The following is a 15753-nucleotide window of genomic DNA, read 5'->3' on the forward strand; positions in this document are numbered from 1 at the left end:
GCGGCTGCCTTCGGAAAGGAGAAGTAGACTGCACAGTGTAGTTTATTCTGGTGAAAAGTAAACTGCCTGGTGTAAGATTCTGAAATGGATTGCACCCCAGCCACCCCTCAGCGTCTGACCGACCGCAAGCGCGCCGCCATCGTCGCGGCGGCCATCGACGAATTTCTGGCCTCCGGCTTCGACGCCACGAGCATGGACCGTATTGCCGCGCGCGCGAGCGTCTCGAAGCGTACGGTCTACAACCATTTCCCGAGCAAGGAGGCGCTGTTCGCGTCGATCCTGTGCCAGCTCTGGGACGCGAGCGCGACCGCCGACGCGCCGGGCTATCGCGCCGGCGAGCCGCTACGCGCGCAGCTCGTCGAGTTGCTGATGCGCAAGCTGCGGCTCCTGAACGATGAAGCGTTTTTCAAGCTCGCGCGCGTGGCGATCGCCGCGGGCATTCACTCGCCCGAACGCGCGCGCGACATGGTGGCCCGCATCGGCGAGCGCGAAGAGGACCTTACCGTCTGGGTGCGCGCCGCCGCCGCCGATGGCCGTCTGAAAGCGACCGACCCGGCGTTCGCCTCGCAGCAACTGCACGGCGTCGTGAAGGCATTCGCCTTCTGGCCGCAGGTCGCGATGGGCCAGCCGCCGCTCGACGAGGCGCAGCAGCGCCAGGTCGCCGAGTCGTCCGCCGATCTCTTCCTCGCGCGCTACGCGTGAGCGCCTGCAAGCGCGCCTGGCCACGACGCGCAATGGTTTTTCTGGAATAGACTCTTGCCTTTCAGGATCGCAGGCTTCACTGAAAGGACAACTTCATGCCATTCATGCTGCTCATCGCCGAACCGCGTGGTCAGCGCGACACGCGCGCGCAATCCGAAGGCGAGGCGCTTTACGCGCGCATGGTCGAATTCGCGGATGAACTCGCCGCCGAGGGCAAGCTGATCGACGCGCACTCGCTCACCGCCGACACGAACGGCGCGCGCGTGCAGGTGCGCGAAGGCCGCACAAGCGTCGTCGATGGCCCGTTTGCCGAAGCGAAGGAGATGATTGGCGGCTTTTTCCTGGTCGATTGCGCAACGCGCGACGAGGCGCTCGCCATCGCGCGGCGCTGTCCCGCGGCGCAATGGGCGAGCGTTGACGTGCGTGAAACCGGGCCGTGCTTCCGCTGAAGCGGCGTCTTTCCAGGTAGTTTCCCCAAGCACGTAAATAATTTCGCTGTCCGTTGTCGAATTCCGTGCGCCCCGCGCGTCGTGTTCATGAGCGCACCAACGGGTGCCTTCGAACATTCCCGAACGTCACATTCAGGAGAAGACAATGCGATTCATGATCATGGTGCGCGCCAACGCGTTGACCGAAGCGGGCGAGCCTCCCGACGACGTCGAAATATTCGCCGAGATGGCGCGCTATCACGACGAACTGGCGAAGGCGGGCGTGCTGCTCGACGCCTCGGGCCTGCAGCCCAGTTCGCGTGGCTTTCGCGTGCATTACACCAACGGCAAGCCCACGATCGTGGACGGTCCGTTCGCCGAAACGAAGGAACTGATTGCCGGCTATACGCTGATCCAGGTGCGCTCGCGCGACGAAGCGCTCGAATGGGCCCGCCGCTTCCCGTCTCCCTTCGGCCAGGCCGAATGCGAGGTCGAAGTGCGGCAGCTCTACGAACTCGACGAACTTCCGGCGTGCGAAGGTGTCGAGAGTTTTCGCCAGCTCCAGGAACAACTTAAGTCATCCTGAATATTTTCATCGACCACTGCGGGAGCACAAACATGCATAAGCACATCTTCGTCAATCTGGGCGTGCGCGATCTCAAGCGCTCGATGGACTTCTTCGGCCAGCTCGGCTTTACGTTCGACCCGAAATTCACCAACGAGCAGGCCGCCTGCATGGTGCTCGGCGAGAACATCTACGCCATGTTGCTCACCACCGGCTTCATGCGCAATTTCACCGACAAGGCGCTCGTGGACGCCCGCGAAAGCACCGAGGTGCTGACGTGCCTCTCGTGCGTGTCTCGTGAGGAAGTGGACACGCTCGTGGAAAAGGCGCTCGCGGCGGGCGGCACCTCGAAGCGTCCGCCGATGGAAAGCGGCACCGATATGTACGGCCGCAGCTTCGAAGACCCCGACGGCCACATCTGGGAGTTGATGTACATGTCGCCGGCGGCGATCGAAAAGGGCGCGCACGGTTCGTGACCGGTCAAAGCGACAAACGGGAAGCATTTGCAGCAACGCGCCGCGCGGTCGAAGCCGTGTGGCGCATCGAGTCGGCGAAGGTGATCGCCCACGCCGCGCGCATCGTGCGTGACGTGGGCGTGGCCGAGGAAATCGCGCAGGACGCGTTCGTTGCCGCGCTGGAAAGCTGGCCCGCGCGCGGCATTCCCGAGAACCCCGGAGCGTGGCTCATGACCGCCGCGAAACATCGCGCGCTCGACCGGCTGCGTCGCGCGGCGTCGCATGCCCGCGCGCACGAGGCGATGGGCGCGGATCTCGAAGCGCTGGAGGCGCACTTCGCGCCCGACTTCGTCGAGGCGCTCGACGCCGCGCGCGAGGACGAAATCGGCGACGATCTGCTGCGGCTCGTGTTCGTTGCGTGCCATCCCGTGCTGCCGAAGGAAGGGCGCGCCGCGCTCACGCTGCGCTTGCTCGGCGGGCTCACCACGGCCGAGATCGCGCGTGCGTTTCTCGTGCCCGAGGCGACCGTCGCGCAGCGCATCGTGCGGGCCAAGCGCACCCTCGCGGCGGCGAAGGTCCCGTTCGAGGTGCCGCGTCTCTCCGACCTCGAGCCGCGACTTGCTTCGGTGTTCGAAGTGATTTACCTGATCTTCAACGAAGGCTATGCGGCCACGGCGGGCCCGGACTGGACGCGGCCCGCGCTCTGCGAAGAGGCGCTGCGGCTCGGCCGCATGCTGGCGGAGCTGGTTCCGCTCGAGGGCGAGGCGCACGGCCTGGTTGCGTTGATGGAACTGCAGGCTTCGCGCCTGAGCGCGCGCGTGGATCGCGCAGGGCGCGCCGTGCTGCTCGCCGATCAGGACCGCAGCCGATGGGATGCGCTATTGATTCGGCGCGGGCTTGCCGCGATCGCGCGCGGCACGGCTTGCGCGGGTGCGCCGGGCCCGTATGCGCTGCAGGCCGCGCTTGCGGCTTGCCATGCGCGCGCGACGAGTGCGGCGGCGACCGACTGGGCGCAGATCGTTTCAATCTACGACGCGCTTCTGAAACTCGACGCCTCGCCCGTCGTGCGGCTCAATCGCGCCGTGGCGGTGGGCATGGCGCAAGGGCCGCAGGCGGCGCTCGACCTCGTCGATGCGCTGTGCGAAGAGCCCGCGCTGCGCCACTATCCGTGGCTGCCGGCCGCACGCGGTGACTTGCTCGAAAAGCTCTCGCGCCCTGCCGAAGCGCGCGAGCAATTCGAGCGCGCGGCCGCGCTTACGCAAAACGCCCGCGACCGTGAAGTGCTGCTGGCAAGGGCGCAGGCGTGCGGGGCGCGCACATAGAGCTTGAACCGCTGAGCGGCGCCCCTTGCGCTCCTGAAATATCGGGGCACAACGCTTGCTACCTGTGCGCGCGGACCCACTCCCTTTGCGCGGCCGGCCGCGCAGGCTTGCGATGATTTCAAAGACGACGATTCTGGCGGTTTCGTGCTCGGCCCTGCTGAGCACGGCGTGTGTGCATCTCGGCCCGACGCGCTTGCGCGCCGATCAGGTCGACTATGCAAGAGCTCTCGGCGATGCAAAAAAGCGCGAAATACTCGCAGCGGTCGTCGGGTTGCGTTATGGCGATGCGCCCGCCTTCCTCACGGTCAGTTCGATCATCGCGGCGTATCAATTCGATTCGACGGCGGGCGCGACCGGCAATATCGGCTCGGGCTCGGAGCCGAACTATGCGCTGGCGACCGGCAGCGTCTCCTGGTCGAATCGCCCGACCTTCACGTTCTCGCCGACCACGGGCGAAGCGTTTGCCTCCGCCTACATCCGGCCGCTCGCGCCGGAACTAATCATGCCGCTCGCCGAAGGCGGCATGCCGGTCGATCTGCTGCTGCGGATCAGCGCGCAATCGATCGGCGGCCTGCAGAACGGTAGCGCGCTAGGTGGCGAGGACAGCGCGGGCTCGGCCGGTTTCTTCCAGCTGTTGCAGACGCTGCGGCGCCTGCAACTGGCCGGCGAGCTGAACGTGGAGTCGCGCAGCGAGAACGGCAAGAACAGTGTGTATCTCGCGCTCGGCGCGACGAACAGCGCGCAGTCGCCGCAGGTTTCGGCGGACCTGGCGCGCGTGCGTGAACTGCTCCATCTCGCGGCGGACACGCGCACTTACGAGATCGTCTATGGACCCTCGGCGCAGGGAGGCAATCGCATTCCGATGGTGACGCGCTCGGTGCTCGGCATCCTCACGAATATCGGCGCGCAGGTCCAGGTGCCGGACGCCCAGGTCCAGAGCGGCGCGACGAAACCGACCGTCGGGCTGATTGGGGGCGAAACGCGTCCGATCATCATCGTGCACCAGGGGCCGAAGGCGCCAGCCAACGCTTACGTCGCAATCGACTACGAAGGCACGGCGTATTGGGTCGAACGCGCCGATTTCGATTCGAAATACGCGTTCACGGTCCTGCAAAACCTCATGGCGCTCGCGGAAGCCGATACGAGCAGCAAGGCGCCGGTCGTGACGATTCCCGCGAACTAGGCGTAGCGCGCGTCGTTATGCAAAACGCTTGCGTGCGAACATCGCAAGGTCGATGCGGCTTTCGCCTTGGGTGATCCGCTCGGCCAGGGCCTCGCCGATTGCACTGGCGAACTTGAAACCGTGCCCGGAAAAGCCGGTTGCGACGTGCACGTTCGGGCAGGTGGGCACACGGTCGATGATGAAATGCTCGTCCGGCGTCATGTCGTATTCGCACGCGCGGCCCACGCGCAGCTTGCCCGCGCCAGGTAAATAGCGTTGCAGAAAGGCCTGGAGATCGCCGAGATCAGTCGGCTCGGCGCCGAATGGCGCGAGTGGTGCGTCCGCCGCCACGGGTTCGCCGGCGTCGTGGCGGCCCAGTTTCAGACCGCTGCCGTCGAGATCGGGAAAGCCGTAATAGCCCCCCACTTCCGAGGCGACGAAAAAGCCTGGAAAGCGCTCCGGCGCAAAGAGGCCGGGCTCGCACTCGAACCACGCAAAGCTCTTGCGCACGCGCGTGACCGGAACCTCGAGGCCCAGCGGTGCGAGCAGGCCGCGAGTCGATTTGCCGGCGCTCACGATCAGGTCGCGCGCGGTGAACTTTTCGTTCGTGTCGGTCCAGACGTTGACGCTCTCGCGCCCATGACATTCGATGCGCGTGACGCGCGTATTCGTGCCGAGCGTTGCACCGAGCGCGCTCGCGAGCTGACGGTAAGCGCTGATCGCGCGCTCGCAATAGAGCACGCCCGCGCCGGGTTCGAAGTTCGCGATCTGCTCTGGCTTGAGGCGCCAGGCGGGCCAGCGCTTGCTGGCAGCGGCTGAGTCGAGCGTTTCCAGCGCAATGTCGTGGCTGGTGGCGCTCGCCTGTACCTCGCGCAGAAACGCGTCGTCGGGCGAACCGATATTGACGACGCCCGTGCGCACGAACAGGGTCGTTTGCGTTTGCTGTTCGAGGTCTTCCCAAAGCTGCTGGGCGCGCAAGACGAGCGGCACGTAGGCGGCGCCTTCACCATAGGCGTGCCGAATGAGGCGCGTGCCGCCGTGATGCGCACCCTGATCGTGAGGCGGATCGCCGGCGTCGAGCAGCAGCACCTTGTTGCCGAGGCGGCTCAGATAATAGCCGGCCGCCATGCCCATCGAGCCCGCGCCGACGATGATCGTGTCGAAATGTCGATTGCTTACGTTTGCATCCTGCATGTGTGCCCCGTGTGCGCGACGGCGCGCGAACGTATGCGCGCCCGGCCCCGCACATCGGGACCGGGCGCGCCGTGAAGGGCATTCATTGTCGGCGCTTCGCCCGCACCTGTCGAGCGAGGCCGGGCGCGCCGGATCAGGCGCGCTCGTGCGGCTGCAGACTGAGGAGCGCGTCGCGTTCGAGCCGGTCGAGCAGGCCGACGATACGCTTGCGCTGGGTTGCAACCAGATCGTAGGTTTCGGCCACGGCTCGCAGGCGTTTGCGCCAGTAGGCGTAATCGAAGCCGCTCACAGCGCCGTCATCTTGGTGGTGGGTGTAGTACTGGACCATGCGCTCGACGTGGTCGAGCTGCGTGTCGGCCAGCGCCGCAGGCAGTAGCCCCGTGATCTTCGGAGGCACGTGTTTGGCCAGGGTGGTCATTTTGTTTTTGGTTCTCTCAGGTCGCCTTTGTGGCTGCACGGCCCGGATCGGAACGTTCCTCGCATATGAAATGCCGCGCACGGCTTGCCTCTCCCCCCGGCAGGCATCGCAATGCGGAACGCAGGAATCCGGTCCATCAGACGGGCCAGCCACCGCAGGAGCGGGCAGGCTTGCCTCGTTGTGGCGCAAATGTAGCGCGCTTTCCCGGGCCGGCTTGACCGTGCGTCTCAGTTTTCGGCGCGGTGGCGGTTTCGCCACACCGCATGCTCAGCCGCGCGCGCGCTGCCTGCGGGGCCCCGTGGACATGCGCGTGACAAGCTCCGGCGGCGGCCCGAGCACCATGGGCGGCTGCTGGTCCGGTTCGTCGATCAGCCGGATCAGGCTGCGGATCGACAGTTCCGCCACGGCGTCGGTCTGGATCGCGACCGTGGTGAGCGCGGGGCGCATTTGATGAGCGAGCTGAATGTCGGTGATGCCGATCACGGACACATCGTCGGGCACGGCGCGGCCCATGCTGACGAGCGCCTGAATCGCGCCGATCGCGAGCAGATCGTTGGTCGCGAAGATCGCGCTCACGCCCGGGTGCCGCGCCAGCAATTGCTGGCAGGCTGCGTAGCCGGAGTCGATCGAGTCGCGTACCTGCAGCTGCGCCACGCGTGCGGGATTCACGCCGCCCTCGCGCAAGGCCGTTCGGAATCCTTCCGAACGCGCATCCTGCAAGCCGCCGCAGCCGTCGCCGATCAGCATGGCGATATTTCGGTGTCCCAACTCAAGCAGATGCTGTGCGGCGAGCGCACCGGCGCGTGCGAAGTCCACGGCCACGCACGGCAGCACGGGCGGACTCTCGGGGTGCTCCCACATCGCCAGCAGAATGGGGCCGTTGTGCATGGCCGAAATGCACAGTTCGTTCATGGCGATGTCGGTGTTCATCACGAGCACGCCGTCCGCGAAGGTGCCCGCAATCTGGTTCAGGTAGGCACGACCGATTTGCGCGTCGTCGTCGGTGTTGCAGACCATGAGGAAGTGGCCCGCCTTGCGCGCGGCGCGCTCGGCCGCGAGTACGAACTCGGGGTAGAACGGGTTGGAGATGTTCGAAAGCATGAGCGCGAGCGTGGAGGAGCGGCCCTGCGCGAGCGCGCGCGCATTGAGGTTGGGCCGGTAGCCCAGTTCGGCGATGGCCTGCAGCACGCGCTCGGCTGTCTCGGGGCGGACCTTCTCGCGGTTGCGCAGCACGTTCGAGACGGTCGCCGCGGTGACGCGTGCGCGGCGCGCGACTTCTGACAAGGTGACCATGTAGGACCTTTCCCACATTCAGGGAAGATGATTCAAATGTTGCAATGCTGCGGCCGGGTTTGCTACTTTTCTCCCACAACATCAATGGAGACGACGAATGCGTGATGATGCCGGATTCGAATTTAAGCGGTTAAATGCCCGCTGCGCAAGGGCCGCGTGCTGTTTTCAGCATAAAAATTTAAGCGCTTAAATTTCGAGGCGAGAACATGGCGACGATACAGCTCTCGGGCGTCGGCAAACGCTACGGCGATCACCCGCCGGTGGTCCGGCGCGTCGATCTCGACATTGGACATCACGAGTTTTGCGTGTTCCTCGGGCCTTCCGGTTGCGGCAAGTCCACGCTGCTGCGCATGATCGCGGGTCTTGAGGAATTGAGCGAAGGCGAACTGCGCATCGGATCTCGGGTGGTGACGGACGTGCCCGCCGCCGAGCGTGGCGTGGCGATGGTGTTCCAGAGCTACGCGCTCTTTCCGCACATGACGGTGTTCGAGAACATCGCGTTCGGCCTGAAGATCGCGAAGGTGCCGAAAGCCGAGATCGAGCGCCGCGTGCGCGACGCCGCGCGCAGCCTGCAACTGGAGGCGCTGCTTGACCGGCATCCCAAGGCGCTATCCGGCGGGCAGCGGCAGCGCGTTGCCATCGGCCGCGCTATCGTGCGTGAGCCCGGCGTGTTCTTGTTCGATGAGCCGCTTTCCAATCTCGACGCCGCATTGCGCAGCCACACGCGTGTGGAAATCGCGCGCCTGCACCAGCGTTTCACGGATGCGAGCGTCGTGTACGTCACGCACGACCAGGTCGAGGCGATGACGCTCGCCGACCGCATCGTGCTGCTGCACGCGGGCGCCGACATGGAGCGCCACGGCAGCGTGGCGCAAAGCGGCGCGCCGCTCGATCTCTATCACCATCCGAAATCGCGCTTTGTGGCCGGGTTCATCGGCTCGCCGCGCATGAACTTCATCGATGCGACCGTCGACACGGTGGAGGATGAGGGCGTGCGCATCACGCTCCAGGGCGGCGAGACGCTGCTCGCCTGCGTGGACGGCCGTGCATTGCAGCGCGGCCAGCCGGTCACGCTCGGCGTGCGGCCCGAGCATCTGCGGCTGACTGGCGACGATCAATCGATTGCGTGCGCAACGGTCATCGCCGAGCGCCTGGGCGAACATAGCTATCTGCACGCAGATCATGCGGCGGGCACACTTGTCGCCAAAGCGCCGGGCGATTCGCCCATCGGCGTGGGCGAACGCATCCGTGTTCACGTGCCGCCGCAAGCGTGCCATCTGTTCGACGCCGAAGGCGTTGCGTTGCGCCGGCTCGCGGTCGCGCACGCGCCGGCGTTGGCCTGATTTCGTTATACCCCGCCGATAGAGCGGGTCACTAGGTCTGGCGGCGCGAGTGCCGTCAGTCGACAAAGGCAGTCCGACAGCATGTTGGATGGATCGACATAGGAGACAAAAGATGTTTTCTAATCGCTTGAAAACGTTCGGTTCGCTGGCCCGCGCCTCGGCCGCCGTTGCGATCGTTGCAGCAACGGCGTTCACGAGCATGGCCGCCAATGCCGGGACGCTCACCGTCAACGTCTCGGCGCGCGCCAACCAGCGCTCGACATGGCAAGACGCCTTCGACAAGTTCCAGAAGGCCAACCCCGACGTCAACCTCAAGGTCTCCTATATAACGGAGGAGGCCTACAAGGTGCAGATGGGCGGCTGGCTCGCGACCGATCCGCCCGATGTCGTGTCGTGGCACGACGGCGAGCGCATGGCCTATTACGCCGAGCGCGGCCTGCTGGAAGACCTTTCGCCGGACTGGGCCAAAAACGGCTGGAACGAGCAGTACGCGTCGGTGAAGAGCGCGTCCACCTGGAACGGCAAGCAGTATGCCGCGCCGCTGGGCTACGACGCCTATGGCTTCTTCTACCGCAAGGACCTGTTCGCCAAGGCCGGCATCAAGTCCGAGCCGAAGACTTTCGACGAATTGCTGGAAAGCTGCAAGAAGCTCAACGCCATTGGCGTGCAGCCCATTGCCGTGGCCGCGCGCGATAGCTGGACGCTGGCTGCCTGGTTCGACTATCTGGACCTGCGCATCAACGGCAACGAGTTCCATCAGCAGTTGATGGCCGGTCAGATTCCCTATACCGATCCACGCGTGAAGAAGGTGTACACCACCTGGAAGACGCTGATGGACAACCATTGTTTCATGGAGAACGCGCTTTCTTACGATGTGGATTCGATCGCGCCGATCCTCGTGAACGGCAAGGCGGCGATGATGCTGATGGGCACGTTCTTTTCGGCCAGCTTCCCGGCGAACATGAAGCAGGACGTGGGCTTCTTCCGCTTCCCGATCATCGACGCCAATGTGCCGACGGCCGAAGATGGTCCCGTGAACGTGCTGCTCATTCCGGCGAAGGCCAAAAACAAGGCCGACGCGCGCCGACTGCTGGCCTTCATGGAAACACCCGCGATCAACGCCGAACTCGCGCAAGGCTGGGGCCAGCTGCCTTCGAACAACAAGGCCGCGGAGCCTGACGATCCCATCTCCAAGGTGGGCTTCCAGACGCTCGCGAGCACGCGCGGCGGCATTGCGCAGTTCTACGACCGCGATATGCAAAAGGAAATGGCCGACGAAGGCATGAAGGCCATGCAGCAGTTCTACAGCGACCCGTCGCAACTCGATACGCTGCTTGCGCGCCTCGAAACGACGCGCCAGCGCATCTACCACAAGTAAAGCCGCGGTGCGGCCGGCCCCGCTGGCCGCACCTTCTCCGATCACCGGCGAGACTTCACCATGTCCGATACCTTGGCGCGCCCCATTGGGGCGGCGCGGCCACGTCGCGTCTCTACTGTGCGGCGGCAACAGAATCGTGCCGCGCTGTTTTTTCTGCTCCCGGGCTGCGCGCTCTTCACGCTGTGCGTGATCTACCCGATTTTCAGCAGCATTACGCTCAGCTTCTATAACTGGGACGGCATGACTGCGAAGACCTTCGTCGGCTTCGCCAATTACGTCGAACTGTTCCAGACCGACACGTTCTATACCGCGCTCAAGAACAATCTGCTGTGGCTCGTGCTGTTCCTGCTCGCGCCGCCGCTCGGTCTCGTGTTCGCGCTCTATCTGAACCAGCACGTGCGCGGCATACGCGCGGTGAAGTCGCTGTTCTTCGCACCGTTCGTGCTATCGGGCGTGGTGGTGGGCCTCGTGTTCTCGTGGTTCTACGACCCAACCTTCGGTCTGCTCAAGATGATCGTTGGGCACGGCATACCCGTGCTGGGCGACCCGAAGCTCGTGACGTTCGGCATCATCTTCGCCGCGCTCTGGCCGCAAGCGCCTTTCTGCATGATTCTGTATCTCACGGGCCTCACGGGCATCAACCCGGAGATCGTGGAAGCCGCGCGCATGGAAGGCGCGAAGGGTTGGCGGCTTTTCTGGTATGTGGTGCTCCCACAGCTTCGCCCGGCCACGTTCATGGCCATTGTGCTCACGGTGATCGGCGCGCTGCGCAGCTTCGACCTGATCGCGGTGATGAGCGGCGGCGGCCCGTTCGACAGCTCCACCGTGCTCGCGTACTTTATGTACGACCAGGCGATCAAGTATTACCGCGAAGGCTATTCGGCGGCGATTGCTGTCGTGCTGTTCGCCATCATGCTCGTTTATATCGTGTTCCATTTGCGCCGCATGCTGCGCGAAGAACGCTGAATTTTTTTATCGCATTTTTGTAGCTAGTCACGGAGTCGCTGCCCATGTATCCGCTTCCCGTCGATCGCTGGAAACCTGCGAATCGCGCACTCTACAAGATCTCGTTGCCGATTGCGCTCGTTATCTGGCTGCTGCCCATGCTCGCAGTGCTCGTCACATCGATTCGGTCTACAGAGGAATTGCAGCAGGGCGACTATTGGGGCTGGCCAAAGCACTTCGCCCTGCTGGAAAACTACGGCGCCGCGCTCACGCAAACGCCCATGCTCCATTACTTCGCGAACAGCGTGCTGATTACGGTGCCTTCGGTGATCGGCGCCATCGCGCTGGCTTCGATGGCGGGCTTCGCGCTCTCCACGTATCGGTTTCGGGGCAACACGGCAGTTTTGTTCGCCTTCGTCGCGGGCAATTTCGTGCCGATCCAGATCCTCATGATTCCGGTGCGCGACATGGCGCTGCGCGTGGGGCTCTACAACACCGTATGGGCGCTCATCATTTTTCACGTCTCGTTCCAGACCGGCTTTTGCACGCTGTTCCTGCGCAATTTCATCAAGCAGTTGCCGTTCGAGTTGATCGAGGCGGCGCGCGTGGAAGGCGCGAGCGAATGGGCGATCTACTGGCGCATCGTCATGCCGCTCGTGCGGCCGGCGCTCGCCGCGCTCGGCATTCTCGTGTTCACGTTCGTCTGGAACGACTACTTCTGGGCGCTGTGCCTCACGCAAGGCGACGACGCCGCGCCGATCACGGTGGGCGTGGCGGCGCTCAAGGGGCAGTGGACCACGGCGTGGAATCTCGTCGCGGCGGGCTCGGTGCTGGCGGCGCTGCCTTCGGTGCTGATGTTCTTCGCCATGCAGAAACATTTTGTCGCGGGGCTTACCTTCGGCGCGAGCAAGGGCTGATCGAGCCCAGCCGCAGCCGAAGGCCCTTTTTTATCTAATTCGTTATCCTGACGTTATTCCGAGGCGGATTGTCACTCATGCAAATCGGTGTTTGCTACTACCCCGAACAATGGCCGCGCACGATGTGGGCCGACGACGCGCGCCGCATGGCCGAACTCGGCATCACGCACGTGCGCATTGGCGAATTCGCCTGGAGCCGCATGGAACCGCGCGCGGGCGTGTATGAGTGGAGCTGGCTCGACGACGCGATCGAAACGCTCGCGGCGCGCGGCCTGAAGATCGTGCTCGGCACGCCCACGGCATCGCCGCCGAAGTGGCTCGTCGATGCGACGCCCGACATGCTCCCCGTGCGCGCGGACGGCACCCCGTGGAACTACGGCTCGCGCCGTCACTACGACATTGCGAGCGAGGCGTACCGCGCGCATTGCGTGCGCATCACCGAGGCGATGGCGCAGCGCTATGGTGCGCATCCGGCGGTGGTCGCATGGCAGACCGACAACGAGCTGGGCTGCCACGACACCGTGCCGAGCTGGTCGAACGCCGCGCAGCACCGCTTTCAGGCGTGGCTCTCCACGCGCTACGGCACGATCGAATCGCTCAACGAAGCATGGGGCAACGTGTTCTGGAGCATGGAGTACCCGTCGTTCGAAGCGGTGGGGCTGCCGGTACGCACGCCGACCGACGCCAACCCGGCGCATCATCTGGATTTCCGCCGCTACATGTCCGACGAAGTCGCGAGCTTTCATCGCGAGCAGGCGGATGTGCTGCGCCGCCACGCGCCGAAGGCGGATGTGTTGCACAACTTCATGGGCTTCTTCACGACCTTCGACCATTATCGGTTCGCTGCGGACAAGGCCATCGACGTGGCGACGTGGGACAGCTATCCGATTGCGCGCACCGAAGTGATCGGTTTGCCGGAAGCGGACAAGGCCCGTTACGCACGCACCGCGCATCCCGATGTCTCCTCGTTCGACCACGATCGTTACCGTACCATTGGCGGCGGACGTTTCTGGGTGATGGAGCAGCAAGCGGGGCCGGTGAACTGGGCGCCGTGGAACCCGGTGCCTGCTCCGGGCATGGTGCGCCTGTGGGCCTATGAGGCGTTCGCGCACGGCGCCGAACTCGTTTCGTATTTCCGCTGGCGGCAGTGCCCGTATGCGCAGGAGCAGATGCATTCGGGCCTCAATCTGCCGAATAACGAACTGTCTCCAGGCGGCCGCGAAGTGGAGCAGGCCGCGCGCGAAATCGCGGCGAGCGACGTGTTGCGCACGCTAGCACCCGCGGGGCGTGCTCAGGTGGCGCTCGTATTCGACTACGAAACACAGTGGATGTTCGAGATCCAGCGCCACGGCGCGAGCTTCGACTATCAGACGCTCGCGTTCGACTACTACAGCGCGCTGCGCGAACTCGGCCTCGATGTCGAAATCGTTTCGCGGCATGCGGATCTCTCGGCGTACCGGCTCGTGGTGGTGCCGTCACTGGCGGTCATCGACGACACCTTCGTCGATCAGATCGAGCGCAGCGACGGGCTCTGGGTGTTTGGGCCGCGCAGCGGTTCGAAGACCGCGCACTTCGCGATTCCCGGCGATTTGCCGCCCGGCGCATTGCAGCGCGTGCTGCCCTTGCAGGTACTCGAGGCCGAATCGCTGCGGCCAACGCTCGCGCCAGCGATCACGATAGGCGGCGTGCAGGGCGAGGCAGTGCATTGGCGGGACCACGTGCGCGCGAACGGCGCCACGCGCATTCAAGCGCAATTCGAAGACGGCTGGCCGGCGTTGCTCTCGCATGGCCGCGTGCGTTACGCCGCTGCGTGGTTCACGCGGGAACTGCATCTCGCCCTGTTCGATGAAGCCGCGCGCGGCGCGGGCCTCGAAACGCAGCGCCTGCCGCAAGGGTTGCGCGTGAGCCGACGCGGCGGATTGTGTTTCGCCTTCAACTTTGGCGAGCAGCGTGTGCAGGCTCCAGCCCCCGAAGGTGCGCAGTTCGTGCTGGGCGCGCGTGAGCTTGCGCGAGGCGACGTGTGCGCGTGGCGAGAAGACTCGCAGCGCCGCAGCTAGCCCGCGGGAGCGTGTTCCGCGTCGCGCCACGCGCCACGCGGAACACTGGCGCGCATCAGAACAGATGCCGTATGCCGATGCTCGCGCCCACCGTCGAGCCGGAGACTTCAAAGAGCGCGTTGTTGATCGACAAGCCCGTGTCCATGCGCCCGTGATTGTTCACATAGCCAAACTGGCCGTAGAGCGTCGTGCGTTTGGAGAGGAAGAACTGCACGCCGCTCGACGCGAGAAGCGAGTGATTGCTGCCGTCGTTGCCGTCGCGCGTGTACCAGACGCCCGCGTCGACGTCGAGGTAGGGCGTGATCATATAGCTGAACCCGCCGGAGTAGACGCTGTTGTCGAACGACTGCGCCACCTTGTACAGCGCATAGGAAGCCGAGATCGTGAGCGAGTTCGGGAAGCGGTAGCTCGCGCCGATCGTGCGGCCCACGAACTCCACAGTGCTCGGCACAGGCGTGGAGGTCGCGCTGCCTCCGGCGTTGCCGCTGTAGAGCGCGCCCGTGAGCGTGAAGCCTGCGATGTGGTAGCGCAGGCTCGCCGAATACTGACGTCCCGCCTGGAAGTCGCCCGCTGCGCCGCCCATCGCGAACATGCCCATCGCCTGAATGCCGGCGATTTCCGGCGACGTATACGTGAGCGCGTTGCTGTTGAAGAGGCCGGTCACGTACACGTTGTTCACGTAGCTCACCAGGCCGCTGCCGAAGTACGACATGCCGCGCGGGTCCGTCTGGTAAAGCGAGAGGAAGAACGGTGAGTACTGCAAACCAGCCTTGACCGTACCGTAAGGGCTTTCCATGCCGACCCACGCCTGACGCCCGAAGAAGTTGCCGTTGGAATTGCTGAACTGGCCGTTCGCGATGCTAATGCCGCTTTCGAGCGCGAAAACCGCGCGCATGCCACCGCCCAGGTCCTCGGCGCCGCGCATGCCGAAGTTCGAACCGGACATGCCACTGTCCGTGAACGAGAACTGATGACCGGCGTTCTGGCCCGTCAGCATGTTCATCGTATGGCTCGTATAGAGAATCGACCCATCGACGATGCCATACAGCGTGACGCTGCTTTGCGCGCTCGCGACACCTGCTGCGCCCATCAAACCGGCCGCCACGAGGCAGCGCACCAGCCATTTCATGCCGAGGTTGTCGCGTTGTAACATTTCGTCGTCCTTAGTGTTATTTATGGATTGAGGTCGATGCCGACAGGGTGTTGCGGGCGCTTCAGGCAATGCTCCAGGCAAAACCGCAGGGATAACTGCGGGCAACAGGGGGCCGGGGTTCCTCGCGGAACCGCACGAATCGGGAAACTGGGAGTGCTGCTCGGAGTGCTACTCGGAGTACTGCGGTCTGGCGCGGCGGCCGGGGTCTTCCCGGTCGCGCAGGAGCAGCGAGGGAGAGCGCGTGGTCATCTTGGGCCTGCTGCAAGGCATGAGCCGGATTGAATGCGCGTTCACCGATCGTTTCTCCCCTGACGAGAGGTGTACAACGTTGACGGAATGCTACGTTCGATGGGGGCTATTTTTGTACGACCGTGCGGAATCTGTCATCCTGGGAGAAACGATCACATTCTGCCCAGGAACG

At 64.5% G+C, this 15753-nt stretch carries 15 protein-coding genes; 11 read left to right on the forward strand and 4 right to left on the reverse strand.

Annotated features, from left to right (window positions below; genetic code table 11):
* Positions 1–84: 84 nt before the first annotated feature.
* From JMY28_RS36875 to JMY28_RS36900, 6 genes are all read left to right on the forward strand, one after another.
* Positions 85–702 (forward strand): TetR/AcrR family transcriptional regulator, encoded by a 618-nt coding sequence (locus JMY28_RS36875; protein ID WP_201700810.1) that lies wholly within the window; start codon positions 85–87, stop codon positions 700–702.
* 95 nt (positions 703–797) lie between these two features.
* Positions 798–1151, forward strand: a complete 354-nt coding sequence (locus JMY28_RS36880; RefSeq protein WP_201700811.1) for a YciI family protein — start codon at positions 798–800, stop codon at positions 1149–1151.
* A 145-nt stretch (positions 1152–1296) separates the two neighbouring features.
* The gene (locus tag JMY28_RS36885) at positions 1297–1716 is read left to right on the forward strand and encodes a YciI family protein (RefSeq protein WP_201700812.1); all 420 of its coding nucleotides are present in this window, start codon (positions 1297–1299) and stop codon (positions 1714–1716) included.
* A gap of 32 nt (positions 1717–1748) precedes the next feature.
* Positions 1749–2171 carry a VOC family protein gene (locus JMY28_RS36890; protein WP_201700813.1) on the forward strand — a complete coding sequence of 141 codons (423 nt, stop codon included), beginning with the start codon at positions 1749–1751 and terminating at the stop codon, positions 2169–2171.
* Positions 2168–3472: an RNA polymerase sigma factor gene (locus tag JMY28_RS36895; RefSeq protein ID WP_236597210.1), complete on the forward strand. Its 1305-nt coding sequence runs from the start codon at positions 2168–2170 to the stop codon at positions 3470–3472. Before JMY28_RS36890 ends, JMY28_RS36895 begins: the two co-directional genes overlap by 4 nt.
* Before the next feature lie 112 nt (positions 3473–3584).
* Positions 3585–4655, forward strand: coding sequence for a hypothetical protein (locus JMY28_RS36900; protein ID WP_201700814.1), 1071 nt, complete (start codon positions 3585–3587; stop codon positions 4653–4655).
* A gap of 15 nt (positions 4656–4670) precedes the next feature.
* On the opposite strand, the gene solA is transcribed toward JMY28_RS36900, so the two are convergent.
* The 3 genes from solA to JMY28_RS36915 all read right to left on the reverse strand — a co-directional run bounded on the left by solA (position 4671) and on the right by JMY28_RS36915 (position 7539).
* Positions 4671–5828, reverse strand: a complete 1158-nt coding sequence (solA, locus tag JMY28_RS36905; protein WP_201700815.1) for an N-methyl-L-tryptophan oxidase — start codon at positions 5826–5828, stop codon at positions 4671–4673.
* Positions 5829–5961: 133 nt separating this feature from the next.
* Entirely contained in the window at positions 5962–6246 is a 285-nt protein-coding gene (locus tag JMY28_RS36910) for a hypothetical protein (RefSeq protein WP_201700816.1), read from the reverse strand.
* Positions 6247–6513: 267 nt separating this feature from the next.
* Entirely contained in the window at positions 6514–7539 is a 1026-nt protein-coding gene (locus JMY28_RS36915) for a LacI family DNA-binding transcriptional regulator (RefSeq protein WP_201700817.1), read from the reverse strand.
* A 206-nt stretch (positions 7540–7745) separates the two neighbouring features.
* On the opposite strand from JMY28_RS36915, the gene JMY28_RS36920 reads away from it, so the two are divergent.
* From JMY28_RS36920 to JMY28_RS36940, 5 genes are all read left to right on the forward strand, one after another.
* A complete protein-coding gene (locus tag JMY28_RS36920) occupies positions 7746–8882 on the forward strand; it encodes an ABC transporter ATP-binding protein (protein ID WP_201700818.1) in 1137 nt (378 codons plus the stop codon).
* 112 nt (positions 8883–8994) lie between these two features.
* Positions 8995–10260 (forward strand): ABC transporter substrate-binding protein, encoded by a 1266-nt coding sequence (locus JMY28_RS36925; protein WP_201700819.1) that lies wholly within the window; start codon positions 8995–8997, stop codon positions 10258–10260.
* 60 nt (positions 10261–10320) lie between these two features.
* Positions 10321–11226, forward strand: a complete 906-nt coding sequence (locus JMY28_RS36930) for a carbohydrate ABC transporter permease (protein ID WP_201700820.1) — start codon at positions 10321–10323, stop codon at positions 11224–11226.
* Positions 11227–11270: 44 nt separating this feature from the next.
* Positions 11271–12122 carry a carbohydrate ABC transporter permease gene (locus JMY28_RS36935; protein ID WP_133187218.1) on the forward strand — a complete coding sequence of 284 codons (852 nt, stop codon included), beginning with the start codon at positions 11271–11273 and terminating at the stop codon, positions 12120–12122.
* Between the two features lie 77 nt (positions 12123–12199).
* Positions 12200–14179: a beta-galactosidase gene (locus JMY28_RS36940; RefSeq protein WP_201700821.1), complete on the forward strand. Its 1980-nt coding sequence runs from the start codon at positions 12200–12202 to the stop codon at positions 14177–14179.
* A gap of 55 nt (positions 14180–14234) precedes the next feature.
* Here JMY28_RS36940 and JMY28_RS36945 read toward each other — a convergent pair whose 3' ends face one another.
* Positions 14235–15332 (reverse strand): porin, encoded by a 1098-nt coding sequence (locus JMY28_RS36945; protein WP_407945580.1) that lies wholly within the window; start codon positions 15330–15332, stop codon positions 14235–14237.
* Positions 15333–15753 lie beyond the last annotated feature (421 nt).

Source organism: Paraburkholderia hiiakae (genome assembly GCF_904848665.1).
Lineage (GTDB): Bacteria > Pseudomonadota > Gammaproteobacteria > Burkholderiales > Burkholderiaceae > Paraburkholderia > Paraburkholderia hiiakae.